10 protein-coding genes and 1 tRNA gene are annotated in these 16,977 nt (G+C 55.6%); 7 read left to right on the top strand and 4 right to left on the bottom strand.

Annotated features, from left to right (window positions below; all coding sequences use genetic code 11):
* Positions 1-35: 35 nt before the first annotated feature.
* The 3 genes from ABWO67_RS13915 to ABWO67_RS13905 are packed head-to-tail and all read left to right on the top strand — an operon-like array spanning position 36 to position 7,828.
* The gene (locus tag ABWO67_RS13915) at positions 36-3,143 is read left to right on the top strand and encodes an MdtB/MuxB family multidrug efflux RND transporter permease subunit (RefSeq protein ID WP_353152493.1); all 3,108 of its coding nucleotides are present in this window, start codon (positions 36-38) and stop codon (positions 3,141-3,143) included.
* Positions 3,140-6,268 (top strand): efflux RND transporter permease subunit, encoded by a 3,129-nt coding sequence (locus ABWO67_RS13910; protein WP_353152491.1) that lies wholly within the window; start codon positions 3,140-3,142, stop codon positions 6,266-6,268. Before ABWO67_RS13915 ends, ABWO67_RS13910 begins: the two co-directional genes overlap by 4 nt.
* Before the next feature lie 39 nt (positions 6,269-6,307).
* Positions 6,308-7,828, top strand: coding sequence for an efflux transporter outer membrane subunit (locus ABWO67_RS13905; RefSeq protein WP_353152489.1), 1,521 nt, complete (start codon positions 6,308-6,310; stop codon positions 7,826-7,828).
* Position 7,829: 1 nt separating this feature from the next.
* Here the strand turns inward: ABWO67_RS13905 and ABWO67_RS13900 are convergent, their stop codons facing one another.
* Positions 7,830-8,840 (bottom strand): Bug family tripartite tricarboxylate transporter substrate binding protein, encoded by a 1,011-nt coding sequence (locus tag ABWO67_RS13900; RefSeq protein ID WP_353152487.1) that lies wholly within the window; start codon positions 8,838-8,840, stop codon positions 7,830-7,832.
* 35 nt (positions 8,841-8,875) lie between these two features.
* Positions 8,876-9,982, bottom strand: a complete 1,107-nt coding sequence (locus ABWO67_RS13895; RefSeq protein WP_353152485.1) for a M20 family metallopeptidase — start codon at positions 9,980-9,982, stop codon at positions 8,876-8,878.
* 177 nt (positions 9,983-10,159) lie between these two features.
* Here ABWO67_RS13895 and ABWO67_RS13890 point away from each other — a divergent pair, with 177 nt between their 5' ends.
* Positions 10,160-10,903, top strand: a complete 744-nt coding sequence (locus ABWO67_RS13890) for an IclR family transcriptional regulator (RefSeq protein WP_353152483.1) — start codon at positions 10,160-10,162, stop codon at positions 10,901-10,903.
* Positions 10,904-10,929: 26 nt separating this feature from the next.
* On the opposite strand, the gene ABWO67_RS13885 is transcribed toward ABWO67_RS13890, so the two are convergent.
* Together ABWO67_RS13885 and ABWO67_RS13880 are read right to left on the bottom strand one after the other, a co-directional pair.
* Positions 10,930-11,949, bottom strand: coding sequence for a Nudix family hydrolase (locus ABWO67_RS13885; protein WP_353152481.1), 1,020 nt, complete (start codon positions 11,947-11,949; stop codon positions 10,930-10,932).
* A 44-nt stretch (positions 11,950-11,993) separates the two neighbouring features.
* Positions 11,994-12,860 carry an ATP-binding protein gene (locus ABWO67_RS13880; protein ID WP_353152479.1) on the bottom strand — a complete coding sequence of 289 codons (867 nt, stop codon included), beginning with the start codon at positions 12,858-12,860 and terminating at the stop codon, positions 11,994-11,996.
* 156 nt (positions 12,861-13,016) lie between these two features.
* Here ABWO67_RS13880 and ABWO67_RS13875 point away from each other — a divergent pair, with 156 nt between their 5' ends.
* The 3 genes from ABWO67_RS13875 to ABWO67_RS13865 form a co-directional block, all read left to right on the top strand.
* The gene (locus ABWO67_RS13875; RefSeq protein ID WP_353152477.1) at positions 13,017-13,982 is read left to right on the top strand and encodes a polyprenyl synthetase family protein; all 966 of its coding nucleotides are present in this window, start codon (positions 13,017-13,019) and stop codon (positions 13,980-13,982) included.
* A 54-nt stretch (positions 13,983-14,036) separates the two neighbouring features.
* A tRNA-Pro gene (locus ABWO67_RS13870) sits at positions 14,037-14,113 on the top strand.
* Between the two features lie 1,026 nt (positions 14,114-15,139).
* Positions 15,140-16,977 (top strand): beta strand repeat-containing protein (locus tag ABWO67_RS13865; protein WP_353152475.1); only part of this gene is annotated, 1,838 nt, incomplete at its 3' end.

Below are 16,977 nucleotides of genomic sequence, written 5' to 3'. Positions count from 1 at the left end.
GGCGCGGCGCTCGCGGCCCACATTAAGGGCGTACTGTGAATCTGTCGCGTCTTTTCATTCTCAGGCCTGTTGCCACGACCTTGTCGATGGTTGCCTTGCTGATTGCGGGCATTCTGGCGTACCGCATGTTGCCCGTGTCGGCCTTGCCGCAGGTAGACTACCCGACCATACAGGTCACAACGCTTTATCCAGGCGCCAGTCCCGATGTCATGACGGCCCTGGTTACGTCGCCGCTGGAGCGCCAGTTCGGGCAAATGCCAGGCTTGACGCAAATGACCTCGTCCAGCTCTGGCGGTTCTTCGGTCATCACGCTGCAGTTCGACCTGGACTTGTCTTTGGATGTGGCCGAGCAAGAGGTGCAGGCGTCCATCAATGCAGCGTCCAATCTATTGCCTAACGATTTGCCTGCACCTCCCATTTACAACAAGGTCAATCCTGCTGATACGCCTGTGATCAGTCTGGCGGTGACATCGCCCACTTTGCCTTTGTACGATGTGCGCGATCTGATTGATGTCCGTGTTGCGCAGAAGCTGTCGCAGATTTCCGGCGTGGGTTTGGTCAGCATTGCGGGCGGGCAGCGTCCCGCCGTGCGCATTCAGGCCAACCCGCAGGCGCTGGCTTCCCACAACCTGACCTTGTCCAGTGTGCGTACCGCGATTGTGGGCGCCAATGTCAATCAGCCCAAAGGCAACCTGGATGGGCCGGAGCGCTCTACTACCATCAATGCCAACGATCAGCTCAAGTCGATAGAAGATTACGAGCAACTGATCGTGGCCTACGAGAATGGCGCGCCGTTGCGCTTGCGTGACGTAGCCGTCGCCCGGCAAGATGCAGAAAATATTCGCCAGGCTGCATGGATAGGCGCTACGCCCGCAATTCTCCTGAACATCCAGCGCCAGCCGGGCGCCAACGTGATTGATGTGGTGGACAAGGTAACGGCTTTGCTGCCGTCGCTCAAGGCCTCGCTACCCGCCGGTGTAGATGTCGCTGTGGCGACTGACCGCACGCAAACCATACGCGACTCGATCAAGCACGTGCAAGTGGAAATGCTGCTGGCTATTTTCCTGGTGGTGCTGGTGACCTTTGTGTTCTTGCGCACCTGGACCGCGACTTTCATTCCCAGCGTCGTGGTGCCGTTGTCGTTGGTCGGAACCTTCGGCATCATGTATTTGGCGGGCTTCAGCGTCAATAACCTGACGCTGATGGCGCTGACAGTTGCCACCGGCTTCGTGGTCGATGACGCCATCGTCATGATAGAAAATATTGCCCGTCATATCGAAAAAGGTGAAAGCGCGATGAACGCGGCATTGAAAGGCGCGTCGCAAATCGGTTTCACTCTGGTGTCGTTGACCCTGTCGCTGATTGCCGTGCTGATCCCGCTGCTGTTCATGAGCGATGTCATCGGTCGCCTGTTTCGGGAATTCGCCATCACGCTTGCGGTGGCTATTTTGCTGTCGCTGGTCATTTCCCTGACGCTGACGCCCATGATGTGCGCGCGTTTGCTCAAGCCTGAATCCGAAATCAAACATAGCCGTTTTCAGCGCTGGGCTGGCGACAGTATGCAAAGGCTGATCAACCAATATGATCGCGGCCTTCATTGGGTGCTGGCGCACCAGCGCGTGACGTTGTGGGCGGCCTTCGGCACGCTGGTGTTTACCGGCGTGTTGTATGCCGTGGTGCCCAAAGGGTTCTTTCCGCAACAGGATACGGGCCTGATACAAGCCATCAGCCAAGGTCCGCAAACGGTTTCTTTTAGCTCTATGGCGCAACGCCAGCAGCAGGCGGTTGAAAGGATACTGAAGGATCCTGACGTTACCGCGGTGTCGTCTTTTATCGGCATAGATGGCACCAATGCCACAATCAACACTGGCCGCATGCAAATTGCGCTCAAGCCAAGCACAGAGCGTAGCGCCAATGCGCAGACGATCATCCGTCGCCTGAGCGAGGACTTGAAATCGTTGTCGGATATTCAGGTGTTCATGCAGCCGGTGCAAGACCTGACGGTAGACGACCGCATCAGCCGCACGCAGTATCAACTGACACTGTCGGAACCGGATCACGCCACGCTGCTGGCCTGGACACCGCAGCTGGTCGACGCCTTGCAAAACCTGCCTGAACTGGAGGATGTCGTCAGCGACTTGCAAGGCGATGGCTTGCAGACTGTCTTGGTTATAGACCGCGATGCGGCGGCCCGGCTTGGTGTAAGCAATGCGACGATAGACGACGCTTTGTATGATGCCTTCGGGCAGCGTCTGATTTCGACGATTTTCACGCAGTCAACCCAATATCGCGTGGTGTTGGAAGTGGCGCCGCAGTTTCGACAAAATCCGCAGGCACTGACGCAAATTTTTGTGCCGACAACATCGGGCACGCCGGTGCCCCTTAGCAGCCTGGCGCAAATCAGCCAGCGTAGCGCGCTTTTATCGATAGAGCGGCTGGGGCAATTCCCCGCTACGACGATTTCATTCAATCTGGCCCCTGGCGTGGCCCTGTCCGATGCCGTCGAGGCCATCCACCAGGCGCAGACCGACTTGTCCATGCCCGCGTCGCTGGAACTGAAGTTTCAGGGCGCTGCCAAAGCGTTCCAGGCATCGCTGTCGTCTACGTTGTGGCTGCTGCTTGCCGCGATAGCAACAATGTATATCGTGCTTGGGGTGCTGTATGAAAGCTATATCCACCCCATCACGATTTTGTCTACTTTGCCGTCGGCGGCCATTGGCGCACTGCTGGCCTTGCTGCTTACAGGCGCCGACCTGGACATGATAGGGGTCATCGGCATCATCTTGCTGATAGGCATCGTCAAGAAAAACGCCATCATGATGATAGATTTCGCGCTGGATGCTGAGCGTCAGCGCGGCCTGAGCCCGCGCGCCGCTATTCATGAAGCTGCCTTGCTGCGGTTTCGGCCTATTCTCATGACCACGCTGGCGGCGCTGTTCAGTGCTGTTCCGCTGATGCTTGCCACCGGTTCAGGTTCGGAACTGCGTCAGCCGCTGGGGCTGGTGATGGTGGGCGGGCTGTTGTGCAGCCAAGTATTGACGCTGTTTACTACGCCGGTTATTTACCTGATGTTTGATCGCATCGCGCGGCGTGTAAAAGCGTATCGCAAGCCTGTTGATACTGGCCCGGAGATGGCGCCATGAGGTTCTTTACCCTTTTCATCATGCGCCCTGTGGCGACCACGTTGTTGTGCGTGGCTATGGTGTTGACGGGGGTAATGTCTTATTTTTTTCTGCCGGTGTCGCCTTTACCGCAGATGGATTTCCCTATGATCTCGGTATCGGCCAGCCTGGCTGGCGCCAGTCCCGAGACCATGGCTTCCAGTGTGGCGACGCCGCTTGAACAGTCGCTGGGCGCCATTGCTGGCGTCAGCGAAATGAGCTCTCGCAGTTCGGAAGGGTCGACGCGTATTTCGTTGATGTTCGATATGAACAAAGACATCAATGGCGCCGCGCGCGACGTGCAGGCAGCCATCAATGCAGCGCGCAGCATGTTGCCGTCCAGTCTGCGCAGCAACCCAACGTATCGCAAGGTCAATCCGGCCTCGTCGCCCGTCATGGTGCTGGCCCTGACCTCCAAAACATCGACCCAAGGCCGCTTGTATGACCTGGCCTCGACGGTGTTGGGGCAAAAAGTAGCGCAGGTGCCTGGGGTAGGCGAGGTTACGGTGGGCGGCAGTTCGCTGCCGGCCATCCGCGTAAGCCTGAATCCGCAGGCGCTGACCAGCGCGGGTGTGTCGTTGGACGAGGTGCGTACGGCCTTGTCGAATGCCAACACTATGCGTCCCAATGGCATCGTGGAAAACGATGAGCACCATTGGCAGATCAGTTCGGGCGGACAGTTGAACAAGGCAGCGCAATACCGCCCGCTGATCGTCGCGTGGCGGGATGGTTCGCCGATACGCGTACAAGATGTTGCCACCGTCGAAGATTCAGTCGAAGACCTGTTCAATACGGGTTTCCTTAATGCGCAGCGGGCCGTATTGCTGGTGATACGGCGGCAGGCTGACGCCAATATCATTGAAACGGTAGATGCCATACGGAACCAACTACCGGCCTTCGAGGCCTTGTTGCCTGCCGATGTGGTTCTGACTGTGGCGCAAGACCGTACGCCCAGTATCCGGGCGTCCTTGCACGAAGCCGAGCTGACCTTGGTTATTGCCATTATCCTGGTGGTGCTGGTGGTGTTGCTGTTCTTGCGCAACATACGGGCGGCCCTGATTCCTGCGGTCGCGGTGCCGGCGTCATTGGTCACCTCGTTCAGCCTGATGCTGTGGTTTGGCTATAGCTTGAATACGATTTCGCTGATGGCGTTGATTGTCGCCACGGGCTTTGTGGTGGATGATGCCATCGTCGTGCTCGAGAACATCATGCGGCATATCGAGAGGGGCGTGACTCCGTTGCGCGCTGCGATCCGTGGGGTTAAAGAGGTCGGCTTTACGGTATTGGCGATGAGCCTGTCTTTGGTTGCTGTGTTTATTCCCATGCTGCTGATGAGCGGTTTGCCGGGGCGTTTGTTCAGGGAATTTGCCGTTACGCTGTCGGTATCCATTCTGGTGTCTCTGTTGCTGTCGGTGACGCTGACGCCGATGATGTGCGCCTATATATTGCGGTCGAAACAGGTATATAAACCCCGCAAGGCGGGGGCGTTGACACGTATTTTCCAGTCTATGGGCGGCACATTCTGGAGCGGCTACAAGCGCTCGCTGGCCTGGGCGCTGGCGCATGGCCGCATCATGATGCTGTTGCTGGCGGCTACCGTCGGGCTTAACGTCTACTTGTATTCGGTAGTGCCCAAAGGGTTTTTTCCGCAGCAAGATACCGGGCAGTTGCTGGGCTTTTTTCGGGTTGATCAAGGTACGTCATTCCAGGCCATGCTCCCCAAGCTGGATCGCTTCAGGCAAACCTTGCTGCAAGATCCGGCGATTGAAAGCGTAAGCGGTTATGCCGGTGGGCGTGGCGGCAGTAATTCCAGTTTCATGCAGATCCAGTTAAAGCCCTTGAGTGAACGCAACGACACTGCCAATGAAGTCGTGAATCGCTTGCGCGGGAAGTTCCTGGGTGTGCCGGGCGCGCGGCTGACATTAGTACCCCAACAAGATATATTCGTTGGGCGCCAGAGCAGTTCGGGCACCTATGACTACACCATGATGGGCAGCGACCTGACACTACTGAAGACATGGCTGCCCAGGGTGCAGAGGGCTTTGGCGGCCTTGCCCGAACTGGTCGATGTCGATACCGACGTGGAAGATAAAGGCCGGCGCGTCGAGCTGATCATAGACCGCGATGCGGCAACCCGGCTGGGCGTGGACATGGCATTGATTGCCTCGGTGCTGAATAACTCGTTTAGCCAGCGTCAGGTGTCGGTGATTTATGGACCATTGAATCAATACCATGTGGTGATGGGGGTGGAAGAGAAGTACGCGCAAGATGCCGAGTCGCTCAAGCGGGTCGAAGTGGTTACGGCAGATGGCAGCCGTGTGCCGCTGTCGGCCTTTGCCCGTTTCGAGGTGGGCAGTGCGCCGCTTAGCGTGAATCACGAGGGCTTGTTCGCAGCCGAATCCATATCGTTCAGCCTGGCGGAAGGGGTGTCGCTGGAGCAGGCTACCCTGGCAATCGACAACGCAGTAGCCCGCACCGGCCTGCCCACCCAGGAAATCCAGGCCGGCCTCATGGGTACGGGGCAGGCCATGCAAGCTGCTATCAACCAGCAGCCTTGGCTGATATTGGCGGCGTTGGTGACCATGTATATCGTCCTGGGTATTCTGTACGAAAGCTATGTGCATCCCATCACCATTTTGTCGACGTTGCCATCAGCGGGTATTGGGGCTTTGTTGGCGCTGATCATGGTCGGCGAGGAGTTTACGCTGATCGCGTTGATAGGTGTGTTTCTGCTGATAGGTATCGTTAAGAAGAACGCGATCATGATGGTTGATTTCGCATTGCAGGCGGAGCGCCGCGACGGGCTGTCTTCCCGCGAAGCCATCTACCAGGCATGCCTGGTGCGTTTTCGGCCCATCATGATGACTACGGTTTCGGCGTTGTTCGGTGCATTGCCGCTGGTCCTGGCAACGGGTGCCGGGGTTGAAATGCGCCGGCCATTGGGCCTGACCATTGTGGGCGGGTTGATTCTTAGCCAGATTCTTACGCTGTATACAACGCCGGTGGTCTATTTGTATTTGGATCGTTTCCGTTTATGGGCAAGACGCAAGCAGGGGATGGGTGCGGACACTGAGCTTCCTCAGATGAAGGCATCAGATGGTGCGTAATCGGGGAAAAACATTAGCCGTTAAAGGGCATTTGGACGTATGAGTATTTTTGCTTTATTGAACCCAGCCCGGATTGTGGGCTGGAAGCCCTTCGCCGCTTCAGGCTTATTGCTGCTGAGCGCCTGCGCGGTGGGGCCTGACTATCGGCAACCCACCCTGGATGTGGGAACGTCTTACAAAGAAGCCAATAGTACCGGGCGTGCAGGCAGCCTGTCGGCGCAAGAGGCCAATGCCGCGCCAGGATGGGTGCTTGCCCAGCCTAGTGATGCTGCATTACGGGGCGATTGGTGGCAGTTGTTCAATGACCCTGTCTTGAGCGGTTTGATGGAAAAGTTGCAAAGCGCCAATCTAAGTATTGTGCAGGCCGAAGCGCAGTACCGCCAGGCGCAGGCCTTGCTGCAGTCTGCGCGGTCAGGTTTTTTCCCAACGGTTGGAACCTCGGCTTCGGCTACGCGCTCGGGTACCGGCAGTAATGGAAGCAGTGGCGGGAGCGGCTCGACGTCGTTTAGCGGCGATGGCTCCAACAATCAATACACGCTAAGCGGCAACGTGAGCTGGGAAGCTGACCTGTGGGGCAAGGTGCGCCGCAGCGTTGAGTCCAGTCGCGCCGGTTTGGAAGCCAGTGCGGCCGATGTCGCCACCACGCGGTTAAGTATGCAATCCACCCTGGCGCAAACCTACTTTCGCCTGCGTGTCATGGATGCCGAGCAGCGTTTGCTGCAGCAAACAGTAGCGGCCTACGAACGATCATTGACGACGACACTGAATCGCTATCAGGCAGGCGTTGCGGCGCAAGCCGATGTAGCGGTGTCGCGGACACAATTGGAAAATACACGCACGCAATTGCTCGCCCTGGATTGGCAGCGCGCGCAGCTTGAACATGCAATCGCGGTCCTGGTGGGGTTGCCGCCATCGGGTTTTGCGATGAATACGGCACAAGTGCTGGGGACCGTGCCTGTCGTTCCGGTTAGCTTGCCATCGCAATTGCTGGAGCGGCGTCCTGATGTGGCGGCCGCCGAGCGTCGCACGGCAGAGGCCAATGCCAACATCGGGGTGGCTCAGGCGGCCTGGTTTCCCGACTTGACCTTGAGCGCGCAAGCCGGATTTCGCAGCGGACAATGGACGCAATGGCTGGCGGCTCCCGCCAGCTTCTGGTCGCTGGGGCCGGCATTGGCCTTGACGTTATTTGACGGAGGCGCCAGGCAGGCGCAGCTTGAGCAGGCCCGTGCCGGATACGATGCCCAGGTCGCCGCCTATCGTCTGACAGTGTTGACGGCGCTGCGCGAGGTCGAGGACTATCTGGTGCAGCTGCATGTATTGGGACAAGAGCAGATGACTCAGGGACGGGCGCTGGAATCGGCGCGCGAGTCGCTGCGCCTGACGCAAAACCAGTACGAAGCGGGACTGATCGACTATCTAAGTGTGGTGCAAGTCGAAACCACCGCACTTAGCACCGAGCGAGCGGCGCTTCAGCTGACAGCGGATCGACTGGTCGCCAGCGTGCAATTGATCGCCGCGCTGGGCGGCGGTTGGGAAGTGCCGGGCACGAGGCCGGATTAACCTAATTTGCCGGCTTGAATCCGGTGGTTGTAATGATGTCCTTGTATTTGTTGACTTCCACCGTGTAGGCAGTGCGGGCTTGTTCTAGGGACATAGGCTTGGCGACTTCGCGGCCGTCGGCCTCTAGCTTGGCGATGACATCGGGATCCTGCAACGCAGCCCCAATAGCCTTGTTCAGTTTTTCACTGACGTCTTTGGGTGTCCCTTTCTTTACGAAGTAACCGGCGTAGCTGGCGTAATCGAAGTCCTTAAGCGCGGCTGTCTCTGTAATGCTGGGGATGTCCTTCAAGATCTCTGGCTTATTCTTTGACATTACCGCAATAATCTTGAAGCGCCCGCTTTTGGCCATTTCTTTCATCGATGCCTGGAAAGGCATGATGGAAAAATCGATTTGACCCCCGGATAAGTCTTGGACAACAGGAGCTGTGCCTTTATATGGCACATGGGTTAGCGGCACCCCTGCGGTTTTGGCTATGCGTTCGGTAATCAGGTGATAAAGAGATCCCACACCAACAGTGCCATAGGTCAGGGAGTTAGTACTGGTCTTCTGGGCTGCGAGCTCCAGGAATTCTGCAGGTGTGTTGACTGGTAATTCCGAGCGGACAAGTAGCACCAAAGGAGTAACAGTTATGGGCTGCAGGCTTTCAAAATCTTCCGGCTGGAAGCGAATGGCTTTGTTGGTGAGGGGCGGAAGAATCAGTTCGTTCTGTGTCCCCTGGAAAATAATGTAGCCATCTGCCTTGCTATTCAAAACCTTTGCAGCGGCAATGGTTCCGGTTGCGCCGCCCAGATTCTCTACAACTATCTGAGCCCCCAGTGCCTTGCTGATGGGTACGCTCAGGATACGAGCGCTGACGTCGCTGGGGCCGCCTGCCGGGTAAGGTACCATCATGGACACGGGCGTCGATGGATACGAATTCGCGATCGCAGACGACATGGGTACCAATGCCAGGCCCAAGCCAATGGCAAAGGACCTGAGAAGTGATGCATTCATGCGAGTGATATTGTTCATTTGATTGGACCGTTATAAGGATGTAATGCGCTGGCTTATGCGGCTAAGCGGGCGATGGTGAGGGCAATCGCTTGAGCCCTAGGCACGAAGGAGTCGACTTCTATGTATTCGTCCGGTGTGTGCGGCTTTCCCCCGACTGGACCAGTAGCACATACGGTGGTGCATCCCAGGCTGGACGTGATACCCGAATCGGCGCAGCCGCCGCTGAACTGCTCGCCGGCGGTATGACCTAGCGTTTGCAGGGAGTCTCGGTACAGTTCATAGAGTTGGTTGGATGCAGGTGTTTTCACGAAAGGCCTGAATTCGCCAATGATTTTTAATTCGGAGCGAGTGCCTGGAACGTAGCTGGCTTCGGCGATGGCTGTAATTTCCTTGACGAGTTTTTCTCGGTCTTCCAGCGTGAAAATGCGCAAATCAATGCTTGCTCGAGCATACGGGGCAGTGGTGTTAACCGACTGGCCGCCAGATACGAGGCCCACGTTTACAGTCACGCCTTTGTTCAGGTCGGTTAGCTTGTTGAGCTCAATAATTTTCAATGCAAGTTCGTTGATGGCGCTGATACCTTCAGCCAAATTGGCGCCAGAGTGCGCTGCCTTGCCGAAAATTTCCAACTCGAAGAAAACGCCGCCTTTGCGCCCAGTTACTACGTCGCCGTTGGACCTTCCCGGTTCGGAGTTAAATACAGTTCCTGCCTTCTTCGCAAATGTTTCAATGATGAACTTAGATGTCGGAGAACCGATTTCTTCGTCGTTGGTGAAAAGCCCGATCAGTGGTGAGTGGCTGCCGCCGAACTTTGCGTGGGCGGCGAGAATGAAAGCATTCATGGCAATACCGGCTTTCATGTCGGCTACGCCTGGGCCGTAAGCCCGGTCCCCTACTTTTGTAAACGGTCTTTTTTGAGTTTCACCCTTGGGGTAAACCGTGTCGCAGTGGCCCATCAGCAATATGGGCTTGTTGTCCGTATTATGCTGGCTGGCGACCTCTACCGAAATGGCATTTTTGATGCCTTCATGTTCGTGCCAAGTGACCGGGAGTTCGAACGTGTTAAAAAATGCCTCAAGGCGTTTGAATACATTGATAATTCCCGGTTTGTCGTAGCTGTTGGAGTCAATGTTAACGAGGTCTTCAAGCAATCCAAGCATGTTGTCTTGCTGGCTTTCCAGCCAGTTAGTGATGTCTTGCGTGTTATGGGTCATTCTTATGCCTTGTAATAAAAAGCTATTTATATTCAATATTAAATATTGACATGCGATATTGAATATCAGATTATTGGGTTTTTACTGAGCCGTCAATTAGGGAAAACAATGAAAGTCGACTCATTGAATATCGCTTCCGTAGGGAAAGCGTTGCATATATTGCAGTGTTTTGAAAAAGCTGATGGTGATCTAGGCCTGAGCGATATTGTTGCTATTTCGGGGCAAGACAAAAGCAGTGTGCAGCGCTCGACGCACACATTGCATCAGTTGGGCTATCTGGAAAAAAATCCGCAGACCAAACGGTACCGATTGGGTAAGAAGGTATTGGATTTAACGTTTCAATTTCTACGCGCAAATAGCTTGGTTGAATCAGTTAACCCGTTGATTATTGAGCTATGCCAGAAGTCCGGAGAAAAGGTCAGCCTAAGTCTGTTCGACGATACGACGTTGGTTTACGTCATGCGTCACCAGGTCAAGATGGAATATTATTTTTCATCGCTTATAGGCAGGCGCGTCCCCGTATACTGCACGTCGGGCGGACGGTCCATACTAGGTAGGCTGCAAGACGCAGAAGTTGACGATATTCTTGCGCGCTCTACGATGCTGGCACATACCTCGAAAACAATTACGGATATATCCGTGATCAAACAAGAAATCGAGCTGGCCAGAAAGAATCGCTATGCCATGACTGTCGAGGAGATATCTTATGGCGAGATCGCGTTAGGGGCGGCTGTCTTGGACAGTAGTGGATCCCCTGTCGCCGCAATTCATGTTTCTGGCTCGTTGAGCGATTGGACGCCTCAGGCGTATGCCGAGAAGTTTTCGCCGCTTCTACTTGAAACGATCTACAAGATTAACCGGCGATAGCCATTAGCAGGACTTTGGGCCCTGTACTAATGCTTATCTTCCATCCTGATCCCGGCAATCCCGTGCGCGCCGTGTTGGCGCGCTATTTCTACAGTGCTGGCTGATTGCCCTCCTATGGCAAACACCGGCAAACTGGCTTCTTGCGCCAGATCAGCAAACCGTTGCCAGCCCATACCTGCTTCATTCGGATGCGACGGGGTTTCCAATACATGCCCCAGCACAACAAAGTCGGCATTCAGGTTGCGGGCGGTAGGCAGGTCTTCTGCGTTGTGTGTGGATACGCCAATCAGTCGTCGCGTGGCATCACATGTTTCGTCGGGCGGTATTGCCGGGCTTGATGTAGTTTGCGATTCAGCATAGCGAAGGGCGGCTGATGAGCCTGCATCTTGCGCCCGGAAATGCACGCCGTCAGCCTCGGCCCACCAGCTTTCCGGATGGCAGCTATTGACCAGGCAGCGTGCGCCGAATTCATGGCAGCGCTGTAAAACTTGCTGAAAGGCTTCGTGAATTAAGGCGTCGGCATCGCTGCTTGCCCAACCTGGTTCGCGAAATTGCACGAGTTTTATACCGTTTTCCAGGGCGGCAGTGAGTTTATCCAGAAACGGAGCCAGGCCTGCACTGCTGCCTATGGATGTCAGCAGATATTGGTCAGGCAGCCTAAGCCATCGCAAGGGTGGTTCCGTGGCGGGGAGTAACGGGCCAACCGTCAACGCCTGGTGTGGATCGACCCAGGCCAGTTGCTGTCCTTCAATGCCTGTCGGCTCGCCCCTCCAGCCCGTGACTTGGCAGAATGCCAGGCGCACGATGTTGACTTCATATTCATGCGTGTAGGTAACCCAGGGCGTCGCGTCGGTTACGTCTATGTCCAGTTCTTCCTTGAGTTCGCGGCTAAGCGCTTCAAGCACGCTTTCACCGGCTTCTATTTTCCCGCCAGGCAGTTCCCACCAGCCTGACCACGGCTTGCCTTCAGGGCGTTGAGCAAGCAGAAGCGAACCATCGGCGCGCAGGATCAAGCCTGCGGCGACGTTGATAAAAGGTTTAGACATAGACGTTAGGATTGTTTAAGCAAGAAATCAAAGGAGTAACGTTATCACGCGTAGCGTGCCGCCCAGTCGCGGGCGAACTGACGCGCGACCCGGCCCGAGCGCGAGCCGCGTTCCAGCGCCCATTGCAGCGCTTCAGTGCGCGACGCTTCGATATCGGCGGCCGAACAGCCATGTTCATGCAGCCAGTAGTTGACGATATCGAGGTAATCGTCTTGCTTGAACGGATAAAAAGAAAGCCACAAGCCAAAACGTTCCGACAGCGAGATTTTTTCCTCGACCGTTTCGCCAGGATGGATTTCGCCGTCAGATTGGTGTTTGGCGCTAAGGTTTTCGCTCATGTATTCAGGCATAAGATGCCGGCGGTTGGACGTGGCATAGATAAGCACGTTGTCGCCGGATGCACTGACCGAGCCGTCCAGCACTGACTTGAGCGCCTTATAGCCGGGCTCGCCTTCTTCAAAAGACAAGTCGTCGCAAAAAATGATGAACCGTTCGGGACGCGAGCAAACCAGGTCGACGATATCGCCCAGGTCGCCCATGTCGGCTTTGTCGACCTCGATAAGGCGCAGGCCCTGGTCGCCGTAGGCGGCAAGCATGGCCTTGACCAGCGAGCTCTTGCCCGTACCGCGGGCTCCGGTCATCAATACGTTGTTAGCCGGCTTTTTATGGAGGAAATGCCGCGTGTTGCGGTCAATAATGTCTTTTTGACGTTCAATGTGTTGCAGGTCGTCGAGATTGATGGTGGATACGTTAGCCACGGCATCGAGCCAGCCTCGCGCACCGCGTTTGCGCCATCTAAAGGCTTGTGCCGACCAGTTTATGTCGGGCGGGGCGGGGGGAAGCCAGGCTTCCAGTTGCGCCAGAACGCGTTCGGCGCGACCGATAAGCGAGCTAAGGTCAATGGCTGTCACTACTGTCTCCTACAACAAATCGCAAACAATCCAGCATTATCGCTAATTTAGAGCCGCCCGTTAATGCCGCCCAATAATTTACGTCACGTATAATCTCATCCTTGATCGGCCCGACCTTTCGATCTTATCAATACTTACCTTAAGCCGGACTTCGCTTTGAACCTTACCGAGTTAACTGCCCCTATTTCGAACGACATGAAAGCGGTCGATGCGGTCATTCGCAGCCGCCTGGATTCCGAGGTCGTTTTGATACGTACGATAGGCGATTACATCGTCGGCGCTGGGGGCAAGCGCATGCGTCCAGCTATGGTGCTTATGGTGGCAAGGGCGTTGGGTTACCAAGGCGAGATTCATCATTTGCTGGCGGCTGTCGTTGAGTTCATTCATACCGCCACATTGCTGCACGACGATGTCGTCGATGAGTCCGATATGCGCCGCGGCCGCAACACCGCGAATGCGGTATTCGGCAACGCCGCCAGCGTGCTGGTAGGCGACTACCTGTATTCGCGGTCGTTTGAAATGATGGTGGAATCGAACTCCATGCCGGCCATGGCGGTATTGTCTAGCGCGACCACGGTTATCGCCGAAGGCGAGGTACTGCAGCTGTTGAACGTGCACGACCCCGACGTGTCGCTTGAGCGTTACCTGCAGGTAGTGCGTTACAAAACCGCCAAGCTATTCGAAGCCGCCGCCCAGGTAGGCGCGATCGTTGCAGGCGCCACGCCGCAACAAGAAGAGGCGGCTGCCGCTTATGGCCGTCATATTGGTACTGCATTCCAATTGATCGACGATGTGCTGGACTACACCGGCGATGTCGAAGCCCTGGGCAAGAACGTCGGAGACGACCTGCGCGAGGGCAAGCCCACCATGCCGCTGATTCGCGTTATGGAGATAGGTACGGCCGAGCAGAAACAACTGGTGCAGGACGCCATACGCACCGGCGAAGCGGATTTCGCAGCGGTAGCGCTGGCTATCCACGAGACTCAGGCGCTGGACTACACCCGTCAGGCTGCCGTGGCGGAAGCTGAACTGGCCCGACTGGCTTTGGCCGATTATCCTGTTTCCGTTCACCTTGAATCTTTGCTAGAATTTTGTTCGTTCGCGGTAGAACGCGATCGTTAAATAATCCCGTGTTGCCTGGCGACAGTAGGCGTTTCAGGCGGCAAGCTTCATAATCGGGGCGTAGCTCAGCCTGGTAGAGTACTGCGTTCGGGACGCAGGAGTCGCATGTTCGAATCATGTCGCCCCGACCAACGACTTCACACAAAAAGCCCTGATTTTTCAGGGCTTTTATTTTCGTTGGCAAAAAGGCTAGCGTTGCAGAGACGTTGGACCATCAGAGCAATTCGCCAAGTACTTCACCAGCGGTGTCCCCCGCATCCCTCACGATGATTACAGATAAGCAGAGCATGGCCGGACCATCGAACGTTATTGCCTTTCCTTTGTGAAAGGTCGGGTAAATGACGGCTGCTGGCTCGATTATCTATGTCTACTTATTCGAGTTAGTTCGATCGCCAGCAGTGAGAACTTCAGCGCACTGTTCGGCACCGTTGTTTGATTCCCAACTGCAACTTTAGCGGGGCAGTTCGTAATCATTCGTACATGCTTGACTCACATCGTGGATGAACGTCAAAAATTTTGCATGGATATCCCATATTGACTGGGTAATGGCCTTCAACTCACTGTAGCGGAGTTGATCCAGCGTCGCGAAAACTCTGCGCTAGACCTTATACCGTGCCTCCTTGACTTTGCTCGTCGTGAGTTAGCTGCCGTGTTGCAGCCCGTAACTTCTACTTTCTTGCCCAACTCGGTGAAGCTGCTTTTTATGTCGAAAAGTAACTAATAGTTCTATTTAGTTGAAAAAATATAGTGCTTGGTCGTACAGGGGAACCAAGCAGCAATCAATATTGATTTGCTTTCAAATTGAGATGATTATTACTTTTACTCAAAATAACCAGACTTTTCAAATGTGGTGATACGTGTCGAAAAGCACTTATTTATGACCGTTAAGAAATGAATTTTTGATACATATAGGCTATTCAGCCTAGTACGTAATACCTATACTCCGATGGCCGTTATGCTGCTAGCAGAGGGTGTTTAAGGCGGTATCGACGACACAGTTGAGCGAAGTTGTCCAACAATAGCCGCCGAATAAATTATTTTCAGTACAAATAACTACATTGAACCGGAGGATAAACCCCCGGCTTAGGATGCGGCTAGCCTGCGTGCGACATCACAGGTCTGAGAGTGCCGACAACAAATCTAAAGGAAGAGGAAACATGCTGGAGAGCACTGACGTTAACATGGGCTATTACGTTAAATCGGCAAGCAAATCGACGGCGAACTGGCATGATGCGTTGGTTAGCTCACGCATATTGCGCGGCGGCCGCATGACGAAATGGAAAGGCATCGTCGTCAGTTGCGCGCCGCATATGGCCGGTGTCTTACCCCTTGTTCTACAGACAGTGAGCAGCCGCATACTGCCGGGCGTACTTTTGCTGGGATTGGCGGCAGGACCTGCGGCTGCCGCGGACGTGTACTGGGATGTGAATGGCGGCAGTCCCGGGCAAGGTGGTAGCGGGACCTGGAACCTGAGTGATGTTACCTGGAATCAAAGCAGCGACGGTGTAGCTGGGCCCTTTCGGGCATGGGATAACGTTGCGTTGGATACCGCCGTCTTTGGTGGCACTGCGGGAACAGTGACGGTGGGTGGTGCCCTCAACGCGGGCGGGCTCACCTTCACAACCGCCAACTACACACTCAATGGCGGCACGGTAACACTTGGTGGTGCCTCACCTACGATTGCGGTTGCTTCCGGAAATGCCACGATCAACTCGACCATTGCAGGCAATACCGGGGTGACCAAGTCCGGGGCTGGCAATTTGATCCTGAATAATGCGAACACCTTCAGTGGGGGCCTGCGCGTGGGCGCCGGCGCCTTGACCGTAAATTCGGACTCAGCGCTGGGTGCGGCCGGTAACGGTGTAACGATGGCCGGCGGCTCTGCGCTGAACAGCACGGGCGTGCTGAATGCTAACCGTGTCGTTACGCTTGAAGGTGGTACTGTCGATATATACGGGACCGGTGTCGGCTCGGCGAAGTTCACTGGCGCTGGCGCATTGCGGGTGGATACCAACGTCACGCTGAGCAATGACGCTAGCGATTTCACAGGAGACGTAACGTTCGTCGCCAATGGTAGCGCCTCTTTCACCTCGGTGGGTAACGTTGGTGAAGCCAGTTCGCTCGGTGCGGGCAACACAGTCACGTTCGTCGCACGCGATCAGTTTGCTGATCGGCTGTTCTATAAGGGCGATGGGGACAGTTCCAATCGGAATTGGGAGTTTGCTCAAAGCGGCGGTACGTCGGGTGCCATATTGGTGAATGGTGGTACGGGTACTTTGACGCTGACCGGGGATATCAATAGCGTTCTAATCTCCAGTAGAAGTATGATCTTTGAAGCGCAGGCCGCTGATCTTGAACTCCTAGGTGTGATCAGCAGCACCACCGGTGGCCCTATCAGCTTCAACGGAGGTAGCGTAGACCGCAGTATTACGCTGGGCGGCGCCAATACCTATACCGGGATAACAAGCATCGACAAGGCGACCGTACACGCGGCGTCGCTGGCAGATACAGGCGTGGCCAGTTCGTTCGGTACGGGTACGACAGGCGGCATCACGATTATCAATGGTGGTACCGTGAGCTATACAGGTACAGGCGACAATAGCAATCGCTCTTGGACGATAGGTGCCGGCGGCGGTATCCTGAACAATGGCACGGGCGCCTTGGGCCTGGGCGGCGATATTGTTTTGAATGCTACCGCGATCAACCGACTGACGCTGGGCGGCAGTTATGCGGGCGTCAACACATTGTCGGGCACTGTTTCCGGCCCCGGTGATTTGGTCATGGACGGCGGAGCCGGCAGTGTCTGGGCGCTGAGCGGTACCAATACGCGTAGCGGCGCAGTAACTGTCGAAGGCGGCACTTTGCGCGCCGACAGCGCTACGGCCTTCGGTACTACGAGCAATGTCACGGTGAATGGCGGTTCGCTAGATCTGAATGGCTTCGATCTTGCGACGCAGGCTCTGGCCGGCTCAGGCGGCACGATAGCGCTTGGCAG

The sequence above is a fragment of the Pollutimonas bauzanensis genome (assembly GCF_040393045.1).
Taxonomy (GTDB): domain Bacteria; phylum Pseudomonadota; class Gammaproteobacteria; order Burkholderiales; family Burkholderiaceae_B; genus Pollutimonas; species Pollutimonas bauzanensis_A.
The sequence above is the reverse complement of the archived record's forward strand: the minus strand, read 5'-3'. Positions and strand labels throughout refer to the sequence as shown.

Bases quoted from the DNA above. Each gene is read 5' to 3' on its own strand.
- ABWO67_RS13910 (WP_353152491.1), top strand. From the start codon at position 3,140: ATGAGGTTCTTTACCCTTTTCATCATGCGCCCTGTGGCGACCACGTTG.
- ABWO67_RS13900 (WP_353152487.1), bottom strand. From the start codon at position 8,840: ATGAACAATATCACTCGCATGAATGCATCACTTCTCAGGTCCTTTGCC.
- ABWO67_RS13905 (WP_353152489.1), top strand. From the start codon at position 6,308: ATGAGTATTTTTGCTTTATTGAACCCAGCCCGGATTGTGGGCTGGAAG.
- ABWO67_RS13885 (WP_353152481.1), bottom strand. From the start codon at position 11,949: ATGTCTAAACCTTTTATCAACGTCGCCGCAGGCTTGATCCTGCGCGCC.
- ABWO67_RS13895 (WP_353152485.1), bottom strand. From the start codon at position 9,982: ATGCTTGGATTGCTTGAAGACCTCGTTAACATTGACTCCAACAGCTAC.